General features: G+C 57.8%; 16 protein-coding genes and 1 tRNA gene. 10 read left to right on the forward strand and 7 right to left on the reverse strand.

Going from position 1 to position 22,243, the window contains the following annotated elements:
- Nucleotides 1-310 precede the first annotated feature (310 nt).
- A tRNA-Lys gene (locus RLW55_RS01385) sits at nucleotides 311-386 on the forward strand.
- Nucleotide 387: 1 nt separating this feature from the next.
- Here RLW55_RS01385 and RLW55_RS01390 read toward each other — a convergent pair.
- From RLW55_RS01390 to RLW55_RS01405, 4 genes are all read right to left on the reverse strand, one after another.
- Nucleotides 388-3,294, reverse strand: coding sequence for a DNA methyltransferase (locus RLW55_RS01390; protein WP_423415344.1), 2,907 nt, complete (start codon nucleotides 3,292-3,294; stop codon nucleotides 388-390).
- A gap of 143 nt (nucleotides 3,295-3,437) precedes the next feature.
- Entirely contained in the window at nucleotides 3,438-4,523 is a 1,086-nt protein-coding gene (locus RLW55_RS01395; protein WP_409562174.1) for an XRE family transcriptional regulator, read from the reverse strand.
- A 3-nt stretch (nucleotides 4,524-4,526) separates the two neighbouring features.
- Nucleotides 4,527-5,111, reverse strand: a complete 585-nt coding sequence (locus tag RLW55_RS01400) for a hypothetical protein (protein ID WP_423415345.1) — start codon at nucleotides 5,109-5,111, stop codon at nucleotides 4,527-4,529.
- Nucleotides 5,112-5,605: 494 nt separating this feature from the next.
- Entirely contained in the window at nucleotides 5,606-6,115 is a 510-nt protein-coding gene (locus RLW55_RS01405) for a hypothetical protein (RefSeq protein WP_409562172.1), read from the reverse strand.
- Between the two features lie 92 nt (nucleotides 6,116-6,207).
- Here RLW55_RS01405 and RLW55_RS01410 point away from each other — a divergent pair, with 92 nt between their 5' ends.
- The 3 genes from RLW55_RS01410 (at nucleotide 6,208) to RLW55_RS01420 (ending at nucleotide 10,378) form a co-directional block, all read left to right on the forward strand.
- On the forward strand, nucleotides 6,208-6,417 hold the full coding sequence (locus RLW55_RS01410) for a helix-turn-helix transcriptional regulator (protein ID WP_409562171.1): 210 nt from the start codon (nucleotides 6,208-6,210) through the stop codon (nucleotides 6,415-6,417).
- Nucleotides 6,418-6,990: 573 nt separating this feature from the next.
- Nucleotides 6,991-8,634 (forward strand): B12-binding domain-containing radical SAM protein, encoded by a 1,644-nt coding sequence (locus RLW55_RS01415; RefSeq protein ID WP_423415346.1) that lies wholly within the window; start codon nucleotides 6,991-6,993, stop codon nucleotides 8,632-8,634.
- Between the two features lie 478 nt (nucleotides 8,635-9,112).
- Nucleotides 9,113-10,378 (forward strand): TonB family protein, encoded by a 1,266-nt coding sequence (locus RLW55_RS01420; RefSeq protein ID WP_423415347.1) that lies wholly within the window; start codon nucleotides 9,113-9,115, stop codon nucleotides 10,376-10,378.
- On the opposite strand, the gene RLW55_RS01425 is transcribed toward RLW55_RS01420, so the two are convergent.
- The gene (locus RLW55_RS01425) at nucleotides 10,375-11,286 is read right to left on the reverse strand and encodes a LysR family transcriptional regulator (RefSeq protein ID WP_423415348.1); all 912 of its coding nucleotides are present in this window, start codon (nucleotides 11,284-11,286) and stop codon (nucleotides 10,375-10,377) included. The genes RLW55_RS01420 and RLW55_RS01425 overlap by 4 nt on opposite strands.
- 120 nt (nucleotides 11,287-11,406) lie before the next feature.
- Here RLW55_RS01425 and RLW55_RS01430 point away from each other — a divergent pair, with 120 nt between their 5' ends.
- Complete coding sequence (locus RLW55_RS01430) at nucleotides 11,407-12,147, forward strand: SDR family oxidoreductase (protein ID WP_414461735.1); 741 nt, start codon at nucleotides 11,407-11,409, stop codon at nucleotides 12,145-12,147.
- Nucleotides 12,148-12,578: 431 nt separating this feature from the next.
- Nucleotides 12,579-13,970 (forward strand): NAD-dependent succinate-semialdehyde dehydrogenase, encoded by a 1,392-nt coding sequence (locus tag RLW55_RS01435; protein WP_409562166.1) that lies wholly within the window; start codon nucleotides 12,579-12,581, stop codon nucleotides 13,968-13,970.
- Between the two features lie 64 nt (nucleotides 13,971-14,034).
- Here RLW55_RS01435 and RLW55_RS01440 read toward each other — a convergent pair whose 3' ends face one another.
- Nucleotides 14,035-14,700, reverse strand: a complete 666-nt coding sequence (locus tag RLW55_RS01440) for an O-methyltransferase (protein WP_423415349.1) — start codon at nucleotides 14,698-14,700, stop codon at nucleotides 14,035-14,037.
- Between the two features lie 93 nt (nucleotides 14,701-14,793).
- Between RLW55_RS01440 and RLW55_RS01445 the strand changes: the two genes are divergently transcribed.
- Nucleotides 14,794-15,489, forward strand: a complete 696-nt coding sequence (locus tag RLW55_RS01445) for a TetR family transcriptional regulator (RefSeq protein WP_423415350.1) — start codon at nucleotides 14,794-14,796, stop codon at nucleotides 15,487-15,489.
- Here the strand turns inward: RLW55_RS01445 and RLW55_RS01450 are convergent.
- Entirely contained in the window at nucleotides 15,462-15,692 is a 231-nt protein-coding gene (locus RLW55_RS01450) for a hypothetical protein (RefSeq protein WP_409562163.1), read from the reverse strand. The genes RLW55_RS01445 and RLW55_RS01450 overlap by 28 nt on opposite strands.
- Nucleotides 15,693-16,031: 339 nt before the next feature.
- Between RLW55_RS01450 and mgtE the strand changes: the two genes are divergently transcribed.
- The 3 genes from mgtE (at nucleotide 16,032) to RLW55_RS01465 (ending at nucleotide 22,189) form a co-directional block, all read left to right on the forward strand.
- Nucleotides 16,032-17,402, forward strand: coding sequence for a magnesium transporter (gene mgtE / locus RLW55_RS01455; RefSeq protein WP_409562162.1), 1,371 nt, complete (start codon nucleotides 16,032-16,034; stop codon nucleotides 17,400-17,402).
- Nucleotides 17,403-17,737: 335 nt separating this feature from the next.
- Nucleotides 17,738-18,928 (forward strand): efflux RND transporter periplasmic adaptor subunit, encoded by a 1,191-nt coding sequence (locus RLW55_RS01460; protein ID WP_414461730.1) that lies wholly within the window; start codon nucleotides 17,738-17,740, stop codon nucleotides 18,926-18,928.
- A 60-nt stretch (nucleotides 18,929-18,988) separates the two neighbouring features.
- Nucleotides 18,989-22,189 carry an efflux RND transporter permease subunit gene (locus RLW55_RS01465; protein WP_423415351.1) on the forward strand — a complete coding sequence of 1,067 codons (3,201 nt, stop codon included), beginning with the start codon at nucleotides 18,989-18,991 and terminating at the stop codon, nucleotides 22,187-22,189.
- The last annotated feature ends 54 nt before the right edge of the window (nucleotides 22,190-22,243 follow it).

The raw sequence follows: 22,243 nt of genomic DNA on the forward strand, positions 1-22,243 counted from the left end.
TGCCCGCTGCACGCTTTGCGGCAACATGGAGGACGACTACCTGGGGCACGCCGATGTGAAGACCACCTATCGGTATCTTCACCACAACAGGCGGATCAAGGAGCGGCCCTGGACCAAACCGCCTTTCCCGCCCCGCAGCCGCGACTAGCAGACAACGAGAATGATGCAGAAGATCTGGCTTCACCGAAAAAGCTCCTAAGATCTGATTGAGCGGAACGCTGGACTTATTCTGGGGTGGACAGGCTGCTCGGGAGAATGCTATGCGCTGTCCGCGTCTTCTGGGGCGCTTGATTGTCCTCAGAATTCCAGCGGGTGATTAGCTCAGTTGGTAGAGCAGCTGACTCTTAATCAGCGGGTCCACGGTTCGAGCCCGTGATCACCCACCAATCATTTCGGCAAACAAACCGCGTCCTTGGAAAATACGTCCTGCAGGCCTTGGAAGGCCTTGGGCAGCCCGGGTCCAGTAATTGGTGATTTGGCCGCCTCGAGCTGACCGAGTGAGAGGTTCAGCTCAAAGAGGAACCGGAGGGGGTCGGCATTTACGCGCATCCCGTACGCTTTCCTGACAGCCTGATCGAGTGCATCTTGAGCCGCATCCAACGGGTGATCGCCCGGGCCGTCGATGTCGCGATATAAATCGCGAAGGGAGTAGTCGTGCATATCCCTTAATCGTGTTCGCTCGCTCCGCAATTGTCGAGCAGCCTTGGCAATTGCAATCACTTCCGCCTTTGTCGGAGATTGGGGCCAAGGGAAGGAATCGAAAACCGTATTGGATGTATACCTGTATCGTTCTGTGAGCGTCGAGCAGCGCTCAGTAAACCAGTTCCAGTGCATCGTGGACTGCAAAACACCAAAAGAGTAGTCATCCGCCAAGGGAAATACCATCACCGCATCATTCGGGTGTATGTCACGGCTTACAAAATCGAAAATCGGACGTTTAGTGACCCGACCACATGCGATGTATCTTGGGACGGTTGCCAGAAGAGCCATTAGCTTTTTGCGGCGGTAAGATAGTCGCCACCACTGTGCAAGGAAGTTTGCATGGTGCTGGTTTACGTTCGCCTCCGGATTTCGTTTGAGTACGGGTTTATTTCGTTCCGCTTCCTCACGAGCGGCTTCTTTTCGATCAGGTAGAACAAGTTTCTCGACGCGAGCAAAGGGTGTTTTATAGGCCTTCGCTTCGAGCAAATCCTTTTCGCCGAAGTCGATGACAAACCGACTGGGGAGACTGCGGCGCCCGCCGATAAGGTCGTTGGCGATTAGGAATGGAAAAATTACTTCTTTGTTTTTGGCGTCGGCCGCGATCATCATTTTCGCCTCGTCAGGGGTCAGTAGAAACCCTTCATGGCCGTGCGTTTGTCCCTGGTGGCATGCTTTGCTTAAAGCATTAGCGCGCAACGCGATCGCTTTGGTGACGTCGAACCCGAATGATAATGCCGAAGAAATGCTGGGCCGATCCTCAAATGTCCAGCCCGCTGTGGGATCATTCCCGACCTGGAGATAGAGGCGCTTCTCGCCGCTATCTTCGCCTTTAATCCAGTTCACGATGGAAACGTGGACATTGGCTTCACCGGACCAGGGCATACTTGATACCGCTTCGGTAATGGTGCCACCGGAGGAGACAATATAGTCGAGCCCTCCCTCTCGTGAATAGTTTTGCCGAATTGTATTTGTGCCAACAAGACCAGCGCGTTGTCCCGGTTTTAAATGGTCGTGTGTAAGCCTGAACCAGTATACACAATAATCCGCGCGGCCCGGCACATCGGGATGCTTTTCTCGTAACCTATGCAGATACTCAGCGCCAAATTCCTCCTGCATTTTGTTTTTGCTTTGGAATGGCGGATTTCCAATGATGGTGTCGACCGGAGGCCAATCTGCGAACAACGCATCACCGCACGTAAAATTCCCGTCGAGATTATCCAAAGGCAAGGTTTCCGCCGCTGCCAAGTCTAGTACGTTTTGATCGCGTCGCAATGTTTCCTGAGCTTCGTCACAGGCCAGTTTGCGAGCAAGCATTAGAGTCACTTTGGCGAGTTCCACACCAAAGGCATCTTGTTCAATGCCATAGAATTGCTTCGCACTGATAGTGCATGCGATTTTCGAAGTTTGCTCAAACGCCTTGGCACTGAACTCATGCTCGATTTTACTGAGCAGTATTGTTTCGAGTCTAGAGAGTTCGCGGAAGGCGACGAACAAGAAGTTTCCGCTGCCGCATGCCGGATCTAGAACTCGGAAAGAGCCGATTTCCGATCGCAGTTGAATCAACTCCTTGAGAGTTTTCGCGGCAGCAATTTTTGATTCAAAAGGGCGGACGATCGTGGGTGTGACGATCCGGATGATGTCCGCTTCTGATGTAAAGTGAGCACCATAGGCGTGGCGTTGGCCCTTATCCATGCTCTGTTGGAAGATAGTTCCGAAGATTACTGGATTGACCATCTTCCAGTTTTTATCTGCTGCGCCCTCGTTTTCCTCGTTTGAAATTAGAAGAAGTTCTTCAGGTCGCAGTTCGATTGGTGTGATTTGTTCAAAGAGACCACCATTAAAGTATGGAACTTGTTTATAACGACCTGCCGTTGCAGGCTTTTTGGTGTTCATTTGACTGAACAGACCGCCAAAAAGGTCATAAGCATTTTGCCCGTGCTTTAGACAGTCACGGACGATATGCGTCACCGTGTTAGCAGGCAGAAGATCGATATCTTCCGCGAACATGGTGACGACCAGTTGCAGTACAAATCTCTGCGCATCCAGGCGCGGTATTTTTCGCCCGACTAAGGCATGAAAAAGTTCTGCTACTTTCGCGGCAGCATCACGGGAAACCATCTCGCGATCGTTTCCGAAAACCGGTTCCTTATTTTCTGGAAAAAGGAAACTGAGAGGATCGTAGCGGCCCGGCAGTTCATTCAAAGTAACGACATCGACTGGTTGGTCGAATTGTTTGTCGAAGTCGTAAATCCAAAATTCATTGAAGTTACAAAGAACAACGTAACGTGGGCGATTAGGTACGAGATGCAGCCAGTAATCGAAAGCCTGGCGTTGATGAAGGTGCAGACGTTCCCCTGCCTTCTTCATTTCGATTAGCACGCGCGGTTTCCAGACTAAGTCGGCGAAACTCGTGCTTTTGGAATTGGTCTTCTTAATCCGAAATTCCAGTTCAGCGCCTGCTTCCTTGTAACCTTTGTGGCCGAACGCCTGGAATAGACGGTCACAGAAAACCTGAGCCTCACCCTTCTCGTCGCCTTTGAGAGTTTTTGCGTACTGAACAAATTCTTTGATGCGCTCGACAACGGCAGACATGTGTTCCCCCACGTTTAGCGAAGTTTATCATCTTGGGGATTTCTCCGCCCGTATCGATTTGCGCCCACTGCTCAGCGGGTGGGCACCACGCGTCTGTGGCAGCCCGTACCCTTAGGAGTGGCGCACGTAATAGCTTAGATAGATCAGTTTTTGCTAATGACGCGAAAAATTGGCCGCGCACGCGGCGCCTCCAAGCCATACATGGCTTCAACCTGTTGTGGCTTCCAGCGTAGAGCCTCACCCAAGGTACTTATGGAATAACCCAGTACCTGCAGGTGGAAATCCACCAACTTCTTGACCACCGTCGGAGCCTCCACTGGGAAATCCAATTCAGGAGGTTCTTTTTGGCGAATTCGATGAATATTAAATTGTTGCCACATATAGCGAAGTTGATTGGGGTTTACGGCTCCAATGGTTTTCGCGCGATAGAGCAACGCCTGCATTGAAACCTTCCATTCGGGTTTCAGCTCAGCCAGCCGCCGAAGATCCAATTTTCGAGAAAAGGCAGCTTTCATTTCCCGCCGCGGCAACAAGAAAGCCCCGGCAAAAAGGTTGGCCTGATCTTCCATATCCACATTGGGAACTTGATGCATCACGAGGTGGCCAATCTCGTGGGCCAGCGAAAATCGCAGCCTGTCCGCCGGTCTCTGGCTATTCAGCATTATGATTGGTGGCAAACCGGGGACATCATACTTCACGCCATCGACGTCGGCGCCACCCATGTCGGAATGCACCACCATGATGCCCGCTGACTCCGCTAATGCCGTCAAATTGGGGATAGGACCAGGCGCAATTTGCCAGTGGGCACGGACCATTTCAGCGATCCCCTCCACATCACCATTAAAGGACTCGACGTCGAGCCGTGGAATTTTCTTGGATGCCCTGAGGTCTGCGCCGTCCAAGAGGCGCCGCAGGTGAAAAGTGCGGATGTTCAGCTCCGCGATGATCTGGTCGAGCTCACGGGCCGTGACATCGGCCTTTTTGCGGAACATGGCATGGACGCTGACGGGTGCGCCGTACACCGTATCGGTTTGATAAAAAAAGGTTCTAGGTACGTCGTAGACATTCTCCGCTGCAGCCAGAAGTTCTTCACTGGGCAGGACGACGTTGTTCTCAGCCCGCGATAGAGTTGCCGCCGTGACGTGCAGCTTTTCAGCTGCCTCACCCTGTTGGAATCCACGTAGCTGCCGCGCCATGCGCAGCATCGAGCCGTTCGGAACTGTAGACATATCTCACCCGGTCTTTTTTGGTTTTTCCGGCAGCGCTTTGGGGGTGATGACGACATCCGGTTCGGTGGGCGTCGGTGCCAAAGGCAGCGGAATCACAGCTGCACCGCCCAGGTCGTCGATAACATAGGACCAGAGTTCCTGGTCGCCGTCACGGGACACCACGGCCACCGTCTCGATCTGAGTTTCAAATGCATTCAGGGCATACACTACCTCGACCTTCGAGACGGAGGGAATGCCCGGCAATTCCATTTGGGGGTCGACGAACGCCATGACGGCTTGGGTCATGATATTGGAGCCCAGCCCGTTCTCATCGGCCTTCTTGAACCTCACTACCACCTTTTCGGCGAAGATGAACTTCGCGGTTTCGTCCTTCTCCTGCCAAGTGACGCCGGAACCTTCGCCCCACAGACCCATTCCGCGCTGGACCATGAAATCGTGCACCAAGCCTGCCCGGTTCCGCTTGTACCGGAGCCGGCCGCTGAGCCCCAAATCTTGGAAGTCCTGCCAGGCGCCGTGCACCACCGCCAGAATGTCTTTCTCGTGGGGACCGAGAATCCCGCGGATCTCGGCTTCGGTCGGTGGCAGCATCGAATCGTCTTTCCTTAGCGATGTCGCCAGTATGGAAGCGGCAACTGCAAAGTCAACGATTTTTTTGCACGATTGCAAACATGGGCGGTTCTTTGCTTCAGGGTTAGGTGTCATGGGGTGCAGTCGGCGATGGCAGATAAAATTGTGATCATCACGGTCGTGCAACTCGGTCAGAAGTTCTGAAGGTCGCACGGCATCGGCCGGTCGCTGCCTCGCAAGGCGCTCCGGATTGAGATCAAGCGTCGGTGTCGCTTCAGAAACGCGCCCGGCGACTCAAGAGTCGTCGGGCGGCCGAGTTTCATGCCCACGGTTTGCCGCTGGTTGAGACGTCAACCGCAAACTGTCCTCACTTCGTCGCTAGACGAGTCGCTCGACGGGCTGATCAGCCAGGATAAATCTTTTTCCCCGTGACAGTTGCCGATGCGCCGTCGGGATAGCCAAAACACCGAGCGAATAGTTGCCAAAGGTGTTGGTCTTTTTGATTGCCTTGACGGCTAGATCCCTTGCTCTTGCTCGTCGTCCTGCTCCCCGTCGGGGGTGAGATCGCTGGTGTGGACGTGCTCCACCGTCAGTGCCTGCTCACGGCCGGTCTCCACGTCGATCGCCACGCCCCTTGTTGTGTCGACGACCGTTTCGCGGCCGGCGACCAGGATCGCCTTGGGGCGCGAGGGGTCTTTCTCCCGGAGCAGGTTTTCCTTCTCGGCCATCAGCAGGTCGGCGCGGCCCTGGGCATCATGCGCGGCGGCGAGCTGCGGCTTCACCTGGGCAAGCTCGGCGATGGTGGGGGCGCGCTCGAAATCAAGCACCTCCGGCGTCTCGGCAAGCACCTTGAGCGCGTGGTCGACGCCGAACTCCTCGGCGAGGTTCAGCAAGCGGTCCTCGGACCTCGCGCGCAAGTGCAGGCTGCGCAGCGTGTTCCTGAGGTTGATGCGGGACGTGTTGTAGCCCATCACCGCGCCGGTGAGGTCGCGTTCGATGGCCTTGATGTCGCGCGGCGTGGACAAGACGAGCCTATAAGAAAAGTTGCGGGCGGGACCCTAGCAGAAGTCGTCGTGGATGTTTAGGTTCTCGGCGGGATTTTCAAGGACCGCGACGCATGACCTCCGACGGGCGCAACCTGCCGGTCTATCTTACCACAGCCGAGGTGGCGGCCATGATCAGGATAAAGCCCCGCACGCTCGAGGACTGGCGCCTGGACGGCAAGGGGCCTCCCGCCACCAAGCTCGGGAAAGGCAACGTCGCCCGCGTTGTGTATCGGCTCGAAGCGGTCCTGCAGTGGCTGAAGGACCATGAGCGCGAGCCATAAAAGGGCCTTCAACGGGACCGAACACAACGCCTGCCACATCGCCTGTCGGCACGAGCGGTTTCTTCAAGGAATTCAAGCCCCCTCAAGGATGGTCCAGTCCCCTCCGGCAGCACCAGCATTTTTGCTCCAAAAAGCCAGGCAATACAGAGCGTGACTTCGATATTTCGAGCTGCTCCCAAGCGTCCCGTAAAGTACGTATCTCTCGGCGCCGTTGACGGTCAAATAAGCGATGAGTTGCATCGCTATTTCGATCGCTCCAGCCGCAGGTGATTTAATCCCATTCCTCGACTCTTGCTGCCCTAGGACGGTATCTGAACGAGCTAACAGCAATTATGACCGCTTTCGCTCTTCAGACCTTCGCTAACTAAGCGAGGCAGGTTGCGTCGGCCCCCCCGCTTCTGCAGGCACCGCAACATTTGAAATGACATTAGTTGACCGACGCCTGCTCCGATGATCCCTTGTCTTTCGATTGGCCGACATGACGCCGTTCCAGATGGGAAACATGGCAACCAGTCTAGGTGTCACCGCGTTTGGAATCGGCAAGAGGTAGGTTTCGCCCCAGCGAGGTGACTAATGGCTGACATCGTCATCATCAATCCACGCTTCAATACGTCCTTCTGGGGCATGGAGCACTGCATGGGGATGCTGGGCAAGCGTGCGAACTTGCCGGTTGCATGCCTGCCCCTCCTCGCGGCGCTCGTCCCGGACGACCATAAGGTTACGATCGTCGATGAGAACGTCGAAGACTTGGACTTCGAGCGTCTCGGTCGTGCGGACATGGTGTGCTTGACGGGAATGTCAGTGCAGGGCGCGCGACTGCTGGAGATCCTCGACCAGCTTCGTCTGCGCAATGTATTCACGGTCGTAGGCGGCCCCATGGCAACCGTCGAGCCTGAAGCATTCCAAGATCTTGCCGACGTTATTTTTGTCGGCGAAGCAGACGTTACTTGGCCGCAATTTATCAAAGAGTGGGAGGCAGGGCGGCACGCACATCGCTACGAACAGACTGAAAAAACCGACATGACCACACTGCCGCTGCCGCGCCTCGACCTGTTGAAATCACAGCACTATATGTTTGGGAGTATGCAGATTTCGCGCGGCTGTCCTTTCACGTGCGAGTTCTGCGATATAATCGTTACATTCGGGCGCAAGCCCCGTCTCAAGTCAGCCGATCAGGTGATCGCCGAACTTGATGCCTATTTTCGTGCCGGCGTTAGGATCGTCTTCGTCGTTGATGACAACCTCATCGGAAACAAGAAAGCAATCAAATCGCTGTTGCGTGAGATCGCCAAATGGCAAGAGGCGCATGCCTATGCGCTCACGCTTTTCACTGAAGCTTCACTCGACTTAGCGGAAGATGAAGAGTTGATGGGCCTGATGGGACAGGCTGGGTTTCAAAGCGTCTTCATCGGTATCGAAAGCCCAGATGAGGCCTCCCTCAAGGAAACAAAAAAACTTCAGAATGTTCGAGAGCGTGCCGGGACGCTTGTTGAGCGCGTTCGACGCATCCAGGATCACGGCCTGGATGTTTGGTGCGGAATGATCGTTGGATTCGACAGCGACAAACCGCAAGCTTTCGATGTCTTGCCGGGTTTCCTCGCAGAAACCCGCATCGCGCACGCTCTTATTGGACTATTGCACGCCATTCCAACAACACCTCTTTTTGAGAGATTGAAATCAGAAGGCCGGCTGAACGATGATGCCGGCAGCGATGCCTTTGGCACGAACGTTATTCCTCTTGGAATGTCGCCTGCCATGCTGCGTGAAGGACTGGTGCGAGCGACCGAAAAGTCCTATTCGGCGAGCGCCTATTTTGAGCGTCTTGATAGGTTGTTCGTGGATGGTAAGTTCAAGTTTGCGGTTCATCAATTGCCCTATTGGCGAAATCATCGCTGGGCCTGGATAAAAAGCTGCATCGAAAATTATGTTATGTTTGCAGTTCTAGCGCTGCGCGTGGTTCACCAAATTGATGATCGGGCCATCGCACGTCGTTATCGGGCGCAGTTGCTGCAAATCGTCAAAAAGCGGATGTTCGAGCCGCAGTTATTATTTACGTATGCAATCAAAACGGCGATGCACCATCATTATGCGACGATAACAAAAAGTCTTGTGGCATCCGCCGGTGGGCCTGTACCGGAAGCGGTACGGTCGTTCTCTCGAACCAAGTCCGGGCGCCTAGACACGCGGCAATCCTCCCACATCGATCGTGTTGCTTAAGCTTTCGCAGATTGCTTGTAGATTTTCTCTTCGATTTTTAGCTTCATTCAGGAAGCTGCCATCGAACTAGCTCAAGAGCTTAGCTTCTGGAGGCACGGTTTATGCTGAGCTCGAATTGATGAAAAGATTGGCGAATATTGTCGGCGTGGTGACCGCATGAAGGAAATGAGCGCCTGGGAACGCATGCTCCGGCAACCTCGCTCAACTTCCCCTTCTCACGTTCGTGCACCGATCAAATGTCCCCTCTTCCGCAAGACGCCGGAGGGCTGGGTGCCGGACATGTCGACAATGCCGACCTAAGCGCACCGCAACTTGGCCATGCCCACTTAAGCGCGCAGGCCGCATTTCGGCGTCGCCATAACCGCAACAAGCAGTAAAAGTTGATCGGGCCGGCGGGAAAATCTAATTTTGTCCGCCTGCATTTTTGCGTCAGCCAAGTTGCGCCTCGCACCCAGCAGGGAAGAACTTGGATCTTGCCATGTTGCTGCGAACGATTGCCATTGTGCTTTCGCTGTCCGTGCACGGCTTGATCGGCTACGCGATATGGCCCAGGCTTCACAACGAGGAGCTGGAAATCCTTGATTTCGGCACGGGACAGGACATTGAGTTGATGCCGCAAGGCATGGTCCTCGATACCGTGACCAATCGCGGCGACAGCGTCGAAAGCCTTGCGACGCCGGACGTCGTGCCGATGGACGAGCGCAAGCCGCCGCCGGAAGCGTCAAGCTCCGTTACGCCGATGCCGTTACGCGACGTGAGCGGCGGTGCGCCGGAAAAAAGCGCGCAGGACGTCGCTATGCTTCCGCAGCAAAAACCGGCGCCGCAATCATCGCCCGTTGCGGCGCCGACGCCACTTCATGACGCCCCGGACGCTCAGCAAGCACAAAACACCGAGGACATTCCGGCGATCGAACCGCGAAAGCCGTCGACGCAACCGCCGACCGTGACCTCGTCGGACCCGCTGATTGACCTCCCAGACGACGCCGGACGACAAATCACACCGGACGTCGCGCCGGTTCGCGAGCAAGCTTCGGCTGCCCAACGCCCCCTCGTAGCGACAGCGGAGCAGCTTCGCGACGACGCCAGCAAAGTTGAAAGTCGGAAACCCGACGCTGCCGCAACTGTAGAAGAGCAACGGCCCGCGCCGGCGCACCCCACAACAAAGCCGAGCGAACAGCTCGACGCCATCGCCGCACCGCAGAAAAGCGCCGTCGAACAGATCGCGGCGCAACCCACCGAGACACCGCTGCCGACCCCTCTCAAAGCGCCAAGCTCCGGCAAGTCCGGAGACTTGCCGCCCCTAGACCAACTCAAGGAATCGAAGGTTACGCAGGTCGACAAGCCATCGCCCCCCACCCCGATGGCAGAGCAGCAGCCCGATACAAAGGAAGTTGAGGCCCAGCCCGAGCAGGTCGCGATTGTCACCGAAGAAAGTTCGGCAACGGTGAAGACCGGCGGCGAGGCACGTGTCGTCGGAATTTATCTGGGACAAATCAACGACCGGGTGCAGCACTCGAAAGTCAATCCACGCTCGCGGCAAACGGGTGTGGTCGTTTTGAAATACACGATTGGCACCGACGGCGCTCTTCTTTCGAGAGAAGTGATGTCGTCATCGAAATATCGCGTTCTGGACGAAGCAGCACTCGCCGCCCTCGACCGCGCCACGCCTTTTCCGCCCATTCCGCCGGAAGTGAGCCTGAAGCCGATGACGTTCACGCAGCCCTTTAAATTCATAGTGCGCTAGGCACGCTGCACCTCGGCGTTACGCACCGCAAATTCTTTGGCCACCCAGTCGATGAAAACTCGGACCCGCGGCGACAGCTGGCGATTGCGCGGGTAAAGCAGCGAAACCGGCGTCGACGTCGGCGGATAATCCGGCAGCACTTCGACAAGCTCGCCCGCCTGCACCGCAATGTCACCGCGATAGCGCGGAATTTGAATGAGCCCGAGACCGAGCTTCGCCGCTGCGTGATAGGTCTCCGCACCATTCACCAAGACAGTCGATGGCAGCATGATATTGCGCACCTTGCCATCGACGATGAATTCCAGCGGCAGATGCCCGCCCGTGGCGGTCGAATGGAACGCGACCATCCGATGCCTTCCAGGCAAATCGTCAGGATGCCGAGGCAATCCGTGCGCTGCGATATAACCGGGCGATGCGAGCGTCATCTCCTCGAGCGTTCCGACGCGGCGCGCAACCATATCGCTGTCCAGCAGTGACCCGGCGCGCAATACGCAGTCAATCCCTTCGCGGACGAGATCGACGTAACGATCGCCTTCGCTGATGTAGATTTCGATGTCCGGATAAGTTTCAAGAAACGCCGGCAGGCTCGGCAAGAGAAAGTGACGCCCGAGCGTACCGTGCACATCGACCCGCAGCAGGCCTTTAGGCTTGGCGCCCGCAAACGCGCCCTCCGCGTCTTCGATATCAGCTAAAATGGAGAGGCAGCGCTGGTAGTAAGCCTCGCCATCGAGCGTCGGACTGACGTGCCGGGTGGTCCGCTGCAGCAATTGCACCCCAAGGCGCGCTTCAAGCTGCTTGACCGCATCTGTCACCGTCGAGCGCGGCAGCCCCAAGTCTTCAGCCGCAAGCGTAAAGCTCCGCCGCTCCACGACGCGCGAGAAAACCCGCATGGCATCAATTCGGTCCATCGCCCATTTGTTCGCATATTTCGAACAGTAATGCCGGATAATGCCAGATTATACGCCAAGCTGAAAGATACATCTTCCAGCAGAGGCGCCTCGGCGCACTTTTTCAAAGGAGAAGGGAAAATGACCGTCAACCAGAACAAGGTCGCCATCGTCACGGGCGCGTCACGCGGCATCGGGGCGACCGTCGCGGAGCGTCTCGCCAAGGATGGCTTCACGGTCGTCGTCAATTATGCCGGCAGCGCCGCCCAAGCCGATGACGTCGTGCGAAAGATCGAAAAGGCGGGCGGCAAGGCCGTGACAGCCCAGGCCGACGTATCAAAGCCAGAAGACGTGTGCCGCATGTTTCAATCGGCAGAAACAGCCTTCGGCGGTATCGACGTGCTCGTCAACAATGCGGGCGTCATGGCGCTCTCATCGATTGCCGATGCCGACGACGCCACATTCGATCGCCAAGTGGCGATCAACCTTAAAGGCTCATTCAATGCCATGCGAGAGGCCGGCAAGCACCTGCGCCACGGCGGTCGCATTATCAATTTCTCGACCAGCGTCATCGGGCTCAAGCTTGAGAACTACGGCATCTACGCCGCCACCAAGGCTGCCGTCGAAGCTATGACAGGCATCATGGCGAAGGAAATGCGCGGCCGGTCGATCACCGTCAACGCCATTGCGCCCGGTCCGGTCGCGACCGAACTCTTCCTTCATGGCAAGTCTGATGAGCTGATCGACAAAATGGCGAAGATGAACCCGATGGAACGCCTCGGAACTTCGGAAGACATCGCCAATGTCGTCTCGTTCCTCGCAGGCCCGGAAGGCGCCTGGATCAACGGTCAAGTGCTGCGCGCGAACGGCGGCATGATCTGACGACCCACGGCCAACCACCCTGGGTTGAAGCAAGATAGCCAGTCTGAAATTTCGCGCCTTTTGGAGGATTGTTGCGCGGCGCGCTGAATGCATAGCAGACCGTACCATATCAGAGAGCGCGCTAAGCGTCAGCAACAGCGCGCTCCTCTCACTTGCCCACAGCGTCCAAAAAAATACCGGCGTTTTTCACAGCAATTGTCACTTATCGCGATACGCGGTGACAACGCTCGTCCGGTTAGGACCGAGCCTAGAATTGCTCTGCATCAACGTTGTCTTGAACCATAGTCGTATTCTCCAAACACTGAACCTCAATATTTTCCCCGACCGCCGGGCAACCCTTAGTTCATCCCGCACTTTCCAAAAATCAGTCCTGAGAGCTTCGGCCCGCGCTGATCGGGAAAACAAGACGATAATCCTAGGAAGGACAAACGATGAAGTTCGTGACGACCAACCCCTATACGGGAGAAGTCCTGAAGACCTTTCCGACGGCCAGCGAATCCGAAATCAAACAGGCCATCGATAAAGCCCATGATGCATTTCTCAGTTGGCGCGAGACGTCGTTTCGCGAACGCGCGCGCATCATGCAGAAGGCTGCGGACCTCCTGCGCCGCGATGTCGATAAGTACGCGCCGATCCTGACGATCGAAATGGGCAAGCTGCTTTCCGAAGCGAAAGCCGAAGTTGAGCTTTCCGCCCGCATCTTTGAATATTACGCCAAGAACGCCGAGAAACTGCTGGCTCCGGAAAAGCTTCCGGTTGCAGATCCGGAAGAAGGCGAGGCCGTTCTGGTTTGCGATCCGCTCGGCATCATCCTCGCGATCGAGCCGTGGAATTTCCCTTACTACCAGATCGCTCGCATCATCGCGCCCCAGCTCTCGGCAGGTAACGTCATCCTGCTGAAGCACGCAGCCAACGTTCCGCAATCTGCTATGGCCTTCGAAAGCCTCATGCTGGAAGCTGGTCTGCCGGACGGCGCCTTCATCAATCTCTTCTTGGACCATCCCCACGTCGGCGTGGTCCTCAACGATCCGCGCGTTCACGGCGTCGCTCTCACCGGCTCCGAATACGCCGGTTCGATCGTTGCGGCTGAAGCCGGCAAGGCACTCAAGAAGTCAACGATGGAACTCGGCGGCGCCGACGCCTTCGTCGTCCTGAAAGACGCCGACCTCGACAAGACCGCGAAGTGGGCCGTGTTCGGCCGCCACTGGAATGCCGGCCAGGTCTGCGTGTCCTCCAAGCGCATGATTATCGAAGAGCCGGCGTACGACGGCTTCATGGAACGTTACGTTAAGGGCGTTTCCGAGCTGCGCGCCGGTGATCCGATGGATCCCAACACGACGCTTGCGCCGCTCTCGTCGCAGAAAGCCGTCGATGACCTCAAGGACAAGATCCGCCAAGCCGTCGCGCACGGCGCCAAGGCGATCGAAGTCGGCCCGAGCGTCCCCAACCAGGGCGCATTCCTGCAGCCGACGATCCTCACCGACATCGCCGAAGACAACCCGGCCCGTTACTGGGAGTTCTTCGGTCCGGTCTCGATGATCTTCAAGGCTAAGGACGAAGACGATGCCGTCCGCATCGCCAACGACTCGCCGTTCGGCCTTGGCGGTTCGGTCTTCACGTCGAACCCCGCTCATGGCGCCGAAGTCGCCAAACGCATCTCAACCGGCATGGTGTTCGTCAACCATCCGACGATGGTCAAGGCCGACCTGCCGTTCGGCGGCGTCCGGCGCTCAGGATACGGCCGCGAGTTGCTCGGCCTCGGCATCAAGGAGTTTGTGAACCACAAGCTGATCGACATCGTCGACATCGACGCGGCGTTCTAAGCGGCCGGCAGCAAAACAAGACCATTCGCACCGTGCAGGAGAACTGGCACGGTGCGAATTTTTATCAGCCGAGCCTCATCGACACTTCCACATCGTCCCCGAACGGCGTCGAAAGATAACCATTCGACGTCGATCGCACGCGAGCGAGATAGTCGGGACTGTAATCGGCGTTATCGGCGATCACGAAGGCGCCCGGCCTGAGGCGGCTTTCCAGCAAGCTTAGAATTTCCGGGTAAAGTGCTTTGGCACCATCCAGCAGCACGAGGTCGATCACCTCGGGAAGATCGGCGTTCAGCGTCTGAAGCGCATCGCCTTGCCGAATTTCGACCAGATCAATCACACCGCCCGCCGTCAGATTTTCGCGTGCCTTTACCACTTTCGATGGCTCGAACTCGCTCGTAATCAGACGGCCTCCGCCATTGTCTCGAAGCGCCGCGGCGAGGTGCAGTGTCGAAATGCCGAATGACATTCCGAATTCGACGATCGATCGCGCCCGGCATCCGCGCGCAAGCATGTAGAGCAACGTTCCCGTCTCCCGCGAGACAGCAAGCGGGAAATCCTTTAGTCTCCGATAGAAATCCCGATAACCAACCTTGCTGCTCATCAGTCGCGCATGTTCTTCGGACGAAAGGTCCGCAAAATCAGGACTGTCCGTCGGCGAGACGGCGCTGGCTACTTCAAAGAGGCTATCAAGAAGCGGTCCAACAGGGGGAGTAGTCAGCGTATTCATCGTAATCTCTCCTACGACTTTTGATCAGTCTTCCGCCCGATCAAGAATACGATTAATCCATCGCATTCACTATTCGCATTTCCCACGCCGCCCATGTCTCGAAAAAAAAGAACCCAAATTTCCTCGCGAAAAGAACCCAGGCAGATCCGTTCCACCGAGCTTGTGACGGCCATTCTGGACGCTGCTATTCAGGTTTTAGCGAAAGAAGGCGCGCAGCGTTTCACAACTGCGAGGGTCGCCGAAAGAGCTGGAGTCAGCGTGGGCTCGCTCTATCAGTATTTTCCGAACAAGGCGGCGATCCTCTTCCGTCTCCAGTGCGACGAGTGGCGGCAGACGACAGAGTTGTTGAGCAGCATTCTCGGCGACTCACGCAAACCGGCGCTTCAACGACTCCGGACGCTCGTGCATACCTTTATCCGATCGGAATGCGACGAAGCCGCAGTCCGTGTCGCGTTGGACGACGCCGCCCCTCTCTACCGCAATGCCCCGGAAGCAAAGGAGGCGAGAGCATCGAGCGCACGAGCGATGGACAATTTCATGCGTGAAGCATTGCCCCATGCCTCGAAGTCGCAGCAATCGTTAGCAGCCAAACTCATCAAGACGACGCTCAGCACCGTCGGAAAGCAGTTCTCGGAAACGCCGCGCACCCCGGCGGAAATTAAGGCCTTTGCCGGTGCTCTGGCCGATATGTTTTGCGCTTACTTGGACGGGCTGGCAAATCCTGGCAGCCCGCTAAGGATAGCTGGGCCAAAACGTGCTCGTCAGGCGTCCAACACCTCTTCGATCTGATAGAGCGGCCGATACCGCCGCGTCACAACCGTGATCCGCTCGCCATCTCGCAAGGCATGAAGCCCCTGGGTGACAAGCTGAATGGTAACGCCACTGTCGGTATGGAGCTCAGCATAATCGTTGCCCCACACCCGGACGGTGCCGGAGAACACGTGTGTCCCCGGTTCCAGCAGATCGGGAGTGCTTGTTCTGGTGCCACCCATGTGCCACACGCCGCAAATCCCAAAGCCATCCGAGTTTGCCGACGAAATCTCGGCGTGCGCAAGGCCGTCGCGGACACCATCTCCATAATTCTGCTGTGAGCCATCACCCTGGCCGTCCGGCCGAGGTAAAAATCCAAAAGATCGAACGTGTTGATCTTGACTATTACTCCCGAACGGCTCATGTGAACCGCGCGGTCGCCCCCGTTTAAGGCGCCGTGAATCCGAAGGAACCCAACCCTTGTCTAGCGACAGTAGTCGATTGCCCCGGCCGTCGAGGCTCGTGGACTGACCGTTGGTCGGCTCCCGCGATCCGTGCGACGGCGGATCGGAAGGTGAGCCATGGAAAATATCCGCAAAGCATCGGGCGACGATGTCGACCCGATCGTTCTGGTCGAGTTGCTCGAAGAGCACGACGCCGACATTGTCGCTCAGCTCAATGAGGAAGACCTCGAAACGGCTGCGTCAATTCTGTCGCAGCTTCCGCTCGACCGCGTCGTCGAAATCTTCGACCGCCCCGAGCTGTCTCGCGCCAGCGACCTGATCCTCGAACTCCCAGAGGAGTTTGCAGGCCAGGTCCTGACCGGCATGTCCGCCGACCGCGCGGCCGACCTCCTGCGTCAGCTCGACGGTACCGACCGCACGAAGCTGCTGTCGCTTCTCGATTTCGAGACCGCCCAATCCCTGAAACTGCTGCTCGCCTACCATGAGGGCACCGCCGGCAGCATCATGACGACTGAGTTCGTCAGCGTCCCCTCGACCTTCACGGTCGCCGACACCTTGCGGCTGATCCGCGAGGTCGAGCACACACGCGAAACCGTCTATGCGATCTATGTTATTGATCCTGCGTCGCGCGTCCTCGTGCGCACCGTCACGCTGCGCCAGTTGATTACCGGCGAACCCGATCAGCCCATTCTGGATGTCGCGCCCGATCGCGATCCGATCTGGGTCGATCCCGACACCGATCGCGAAGAAGTCGCACGGCTGATCTCGATCCACGACCTTCTCGCTGTTCCGGTTCTCAACGCCCGGCACCGCGTGCTCGGCATTGTCACCGTCGATGACGTGATCGACGCCATCCTCGATGAGAGTACCGAAGACGTGCAGAAGTTCGGCGGCGTCGAAGGCATCGCCGAGCCGTATCTGGAAATCAGCTTCCTGGAGATGATCAAGAAGCGTGCTGGTTGGCTTTGCGCTTTGTTCCTCGGCGAAATGCTGACAGCGAGCGCGATGCAGCATTATTCCGACGAGCTTGAAAAAGCGGTGGTCTTGACGCTTTTCATTCCGCTGATCATGAGCTCGGGCGGCAACTCCGGCTCGCAGTCGACGTCGCTTCTCATTCGTGCGCTCGCGCTCGGACAGATCCGGCTGCGTGACTGGTGGCGCGTCGCCATCCGCGAGATTCCGACGGGCATTACGCTTGGCACCATCCTCGGCATCATCGGCATCGCGCGCATTTCGCTGTGGCAGACGATCGGTATCTTCGACTACGGCCCGCACTGGCAGCTCGTCGCCTTGACCGTTGGGCTCGGCCTCATCGGCATCGTCACCTTCGGCTCGCTTGCCGGCGCAATGCTGCCGTTTCTGCTGAAACGCATTGGCTTCGACCCCGCGAGCGCGTCAGCCCCGTTTGTCGCAACGCTCGTCGATGTCACCGGCCTGATGATCTACTTCAGCGTCGCCATGCTCGTGCTCAGAGGCACGCTGCTTTAGCGCGAAAATCATACTTGGAACGAGAAAGCGTATGCAGGCAAAAAACCTGCATACGCCTTCGTTATTTTCGTGTCGTAGTTTCATACAGCCTGCAAACGATCGCGGCATTTCTACTGGGATTGAGCGGCTTACTGAAATCCAAGTTTTGAAAGCCTCTCATTCGATCGAGGCTTTATGGCCACTATCTCGGGGCGAAATGCCCTTTGCCCGCAATGAGATGGGCCATAATGATGGTCAACATCATTGAATTTCGGATCGTCGGAATGCATGTGGTGTACTATTGTCCACTGGCGTCGGCGCGCCGTGGAAAATTCTCGCCTGTGGATTCTGAAAAAATGACGACGACCACCGCCCTTGTGAGGCTTAAGCCTCGATGCTCGGCCTTGTCCGTGCTGGCCGCGATGGCCTTCATTGCAAGCAACGTCCAATCTGCAAGCGCGCAGAGCGCGCCACCGGCGTTCCCGGTCACCGTGGCGCCCCCGATCGCGAAGCACATCAAGACTTGGGACGAATTTCCCGGCCGCTTCGAAGCCGTCGCCCGCGTCGAGCTGCGCCCGCGCGTCAGCGGCTACGTCGATCAGGTCAATTTCAAGGAAGGCACGATCGTAAAACAGGGCGATCTCCTCTTCACGCTCGATAAACGGCCGTTCCAGATCGCCGTCGAAGCCGCGAAAGCGGATGTCGCGCGCACGCAGGCCCAGGTCGAATTTGCCAAGGCCGATCTCGAACGCGCCGGCCCGCTCGTCGAAACGAAAGTTTTGAGCGAACAGGTTTACGAGCAGCGCAAATCGAGCCTCGGCGTCGCCGAAGCCCAGGTGATGTCGGCAAAGGCCAATCTCAAATCGGCCGAGCTCAATCTGGAATGGGCGGAAGTGCGCGCTCCGATCTCCGGCCGCGTCTCGGACAAGAAAATCGACGTCGGCAACCTCGTGATCGGTGGTCAGGTCAACTCGACGTTGATGGCGACCATCGTCACGACCGACCCTATCCACTTTGTCTTCGACACCTCCGAAGCCGACTACATGCGCGATGCCCGCAAGCGGAAGTCGGGCGTGCTTCCCGCATCCCGCCTCGCGCCCGTTCCCGTCCGCGTGAAACTCGCCGACGAAAAGGACTGGGCACACGAGGGCACGATGGACTTCATCGACAATGCCTTCAATCAACGATCAGGCACCATCCGCGGCCGCGCCGTTCTGTCTAACAAAGACGATCTGCTGACGCCGGGACTTTTCGCCCGCATCGCCGTTTATGGCGGCGACGCGGATGCGCTTCTCGTTCCCGACGATGCCATCATCTCCGATCAGGCGAGCAAAATTCTTTATACCGTCAATGCCGATAACGTCGTCACCGCCACGCCGGTGACGCTCGGCCAGATGTACGAAGGCTTGCGCGTCATCACCTCTGGACTGAAGCCGGACGACCGTATCGTGATCGAAGGCGTCGCAAACCCCGCCATTCGGCCGGGAACGAAAGTTGCGCCGACGACCGGTGCGATCAAACCGCCCGAGAAGACGGCGCAGAACTGATCTGCGCCGCCGCGCCTGAACGAGCATTCCGTCTGAAGCTTCCAACGCCGATAGGGCCCGATGCGTCTGTCTCACTTTTTTATCGACCGGCCGATCTTCGCTGCAGTCGTCTCGATTATCATTACGATCCTCGGTTTGATCTCGATGCGGTTTCTGCCCATCGCAGAATATCCCGACATCGCGCCGCCGACGGTTGCCGTGCACGCTACGTATCCCGGCGCGTCCGCCCAAGTCATCGCCGAAACCGTCGCCACGCCGATCGAGCAGGAAGTCAACGGCGTCGACGACATGCTCTACATCAACTCGCAATCGACCGGCGACGGCCAGTTGACGATCAACGTCGTCTTCAAGCCGGGCACCAATGTCGATCAGGCGCAGGTTCTCGTCCAGAACCGCGTCGCGGTTGCTGAGCCCCGCCTGCCGGAAGACGTGCGCCGGCTCGGCATCTCTGTACGCAAGGCCTCGCCCGACCTGATGATGGTCGTGCACATGATCTCACCTGACGGCACGCGCGATCAGCAGTACATCTCGAACTACGCGACGCTCTACGTCAAAGACGTGCTGACCCGCATCGACGGCGTCGGCGACGTCCAGGTCTTCGGCGCCCGCGACTACTCGATGCGTATCTGGCTCGACCCCGACAAAGTTGCCGCTCGCGGTCTGACCGCAGGTGAAGTCGTCTCGGCACTCCAGGCCGCCAATTTGCAGGTTGCGGCAGGCTCGATCAATCAGCCGCCAGCGTCATCCGACGGCGCCTTCACGATCAACGTCAAGACGCTCGGACGTCTGTCATCGCCGGATCAGTTCGAAAATATCGTCGTGCACGCCGAACCAGACGGCTCGGTCGTTCGCATCCGCGACATCGCCCGCGTCGAGCTGGGATCGCAAGACTATACCGTCAACGCCTATCTCAATAACAAGGTCGCGACCGCCCTTGTCATCTTCCAGAAGCCGGGTTCGAACGCGCTCGCGACGGCGGCCAACGTCAAGGCCGAGATGGAGCACCTGAAGAAGAGCTTCCCGCCGGGCGTCGGCTATGCGGTCGTCTATAACCCGACAGAATTCATCCAGTTCTCGATCGACGCCGTCATCCACACGCTCATCGAAGCACTGGTGCTCGTCGTCCTCGTCGTCATCCTGTTTTTGCAGACATGGCGCGCGGCGATCATCCCGATCCTGGCGATCCCCGTATCGCTGGTCGGCACCTTCTTCATCATGAGCCTCGTCGGCATCACGTTTAACACGCTGTCGCTGTTCGGCTTGGTGTTGGCCATCGGCATCGTCGTTGACGACGCCATCGTCGTCGTCGAAAACGTCGAGCGCTATATCGCCCAAGGCATGACGCCGAAGGAAGCCGCTCATAAGACGATGGATGAAGTCGGCGGCGCGCTGCTCGCCATCTCGCTGGTGCTGATCGGCGTCTTCTTGCCGACGGCCTTCATCACCGGCCTGCAGGGGTCCTTCTTCAAACAATTCGCCATTACTATCGCCGCTTCGACCGCAATTTCGCTGATGGTCTCGCTCTCGCTTTCGCCCGCCATGGCTGCGCTGCTTTTGAAACCGCACGCCGGAGAGCATGAAAAGCGCAATCCCATTGCGACAATCCTCGGTGCGCCGCTGCGCTGGTTCTTCGCCGGCTTCAACTGGGCCTTCAGCACGCTGTCGCATGGCTACGCTTGGCTGACCCGCAACTTGATCCGCGTCGCCGCTGTTCTGCTCGTCGTCTACGCCGGCCTGCTCTACGTCACCTATGAGCGGTTAACGGCGACGCCGACGGGTCTCATCCCGCAGCTCGACCGCGCCTACTTCATCACGGTCTTCCAGCTTCCGCCGGGCTCGACCTTGAAGCGTACCGATGAAGTCGTGCGCCGCGCCTCAGAAATCATCATGCATCGGCCAGGCGTCGCCAACGCCGTCGAATTCGTCGGCTTCGACGGCGCGACATTCACGAACGCGCCCAACACCGGCGTCGTCTTCGTCGGCCTGGAACCGTTCGAACAGCGCATCGCCAGCGGCCTGACCAAGGATATGATCCTTGCCGACCTGCGCCAGCAAATGGCGACCCTCAAGGACGCTTTCATTTTCGTGCTGGAACCGCCCTCTGTGCCCGGCATCGGAACCGGCGGCGGCCTCAAAGGCTATGTTCAGGATAAAGCGGGACGCGGCCTGCCCGCGCTCGAAGGCGCAGCCTGGGCAATGGCCGGCGCCACCGGCCAGACGCCGGGCTTCACACAGGCCTTTACGCTCTTCAACGTGCGGACGCCTGAGGTCTATGCCGACATCGACCGCACCAAAGCCGAACAGCTTGGCGTTCCGATCAGCCGTGTGTTCGAAACGCTCTCGGTTTATATGGGCTCGGCCTTCATCAATGACTTCAACATTCTGGGCCGCACCTATCGCGTCACAGCGCAAGGCGACAACCCATATCGCCTGTCGCTGCGCGACGTCTCCAACCTGAAGACGCGCAACAATGACGGCGACATGGTGCCGATAGGTTCGGTCGCGACCTTCCAGGATACGACCGGCGCCTATCGCGTGCCGCGCTACAATCTCTATCCGTCTGCCGAAGTGCAGGTTCAGCTTGCGCGCGGCTATTCGAGCGGCACGGCCATCGCGACGATGGAAGCGATCGCCGACAAGGTTCTACCTCAAGGCTTTGGTTTCGAATGGACCGAAATCGCGCTGCAGGAAAAGCTTGCGGGCAATACCGCAATCTACGCCTTCGGCCTGTCCGTCGTCTTCGTGTTCCTGCTGCTCGCGGCGCTCTACGAAAGCTGGGCGCTGCCGCTTGCCGTCATCCTGATCGTGCCGATGTGTATCCTGGCGGCAATGATCGGCGTGAACATCCGTGGCCTCGATCGCAATATCCTGGTTGAGATCGGCTTGATCGTGCTCGTCGGCCTCGCGGCTAAGAACGCCATTTTGATCGTGGAGTTCGCCAAACAGGGCGAGGACAACGGCCTGTCGCGCGTCGACGCCGCCGTCGAAGCTGCCCGCACCCGTCTGCGGCCGATCTTGATGACGTCGCTGGCCTTCATCCTGGGCGTCGTGCCGCTGGTCTTTGCTGAAGGAGCAGGCGCCGAGATGCGGCAATCGCTCGGCACAGCCGTGTTCGCGGGTATGCTCGGCGTGACGCTCTTCGGCCTGATCTTCACGCCGATCTTCTACGTCGTCGTGCGGAAACTGTCGCCGCGGAGAGACCCGCATGCCGATCCGCACCAAACGCCGCACACCCCGGCGGCGGGCACGCCATCAGCTTAAAAAGGCACGGCGAGCGCCAAATTAACTTGTCCGGCCTTGCGGGGTCGACAAACC

Origin of the sequence: Hyphomicrobium sp. B1 (assembly GCF_049532635.1) — a bacterium.
GTDB lineage: Bacteria > Pseudomonadota > Alphaproteobacteria > Rhizobiales > Hyphomicrobiaceae > Hyphomicrobium_B.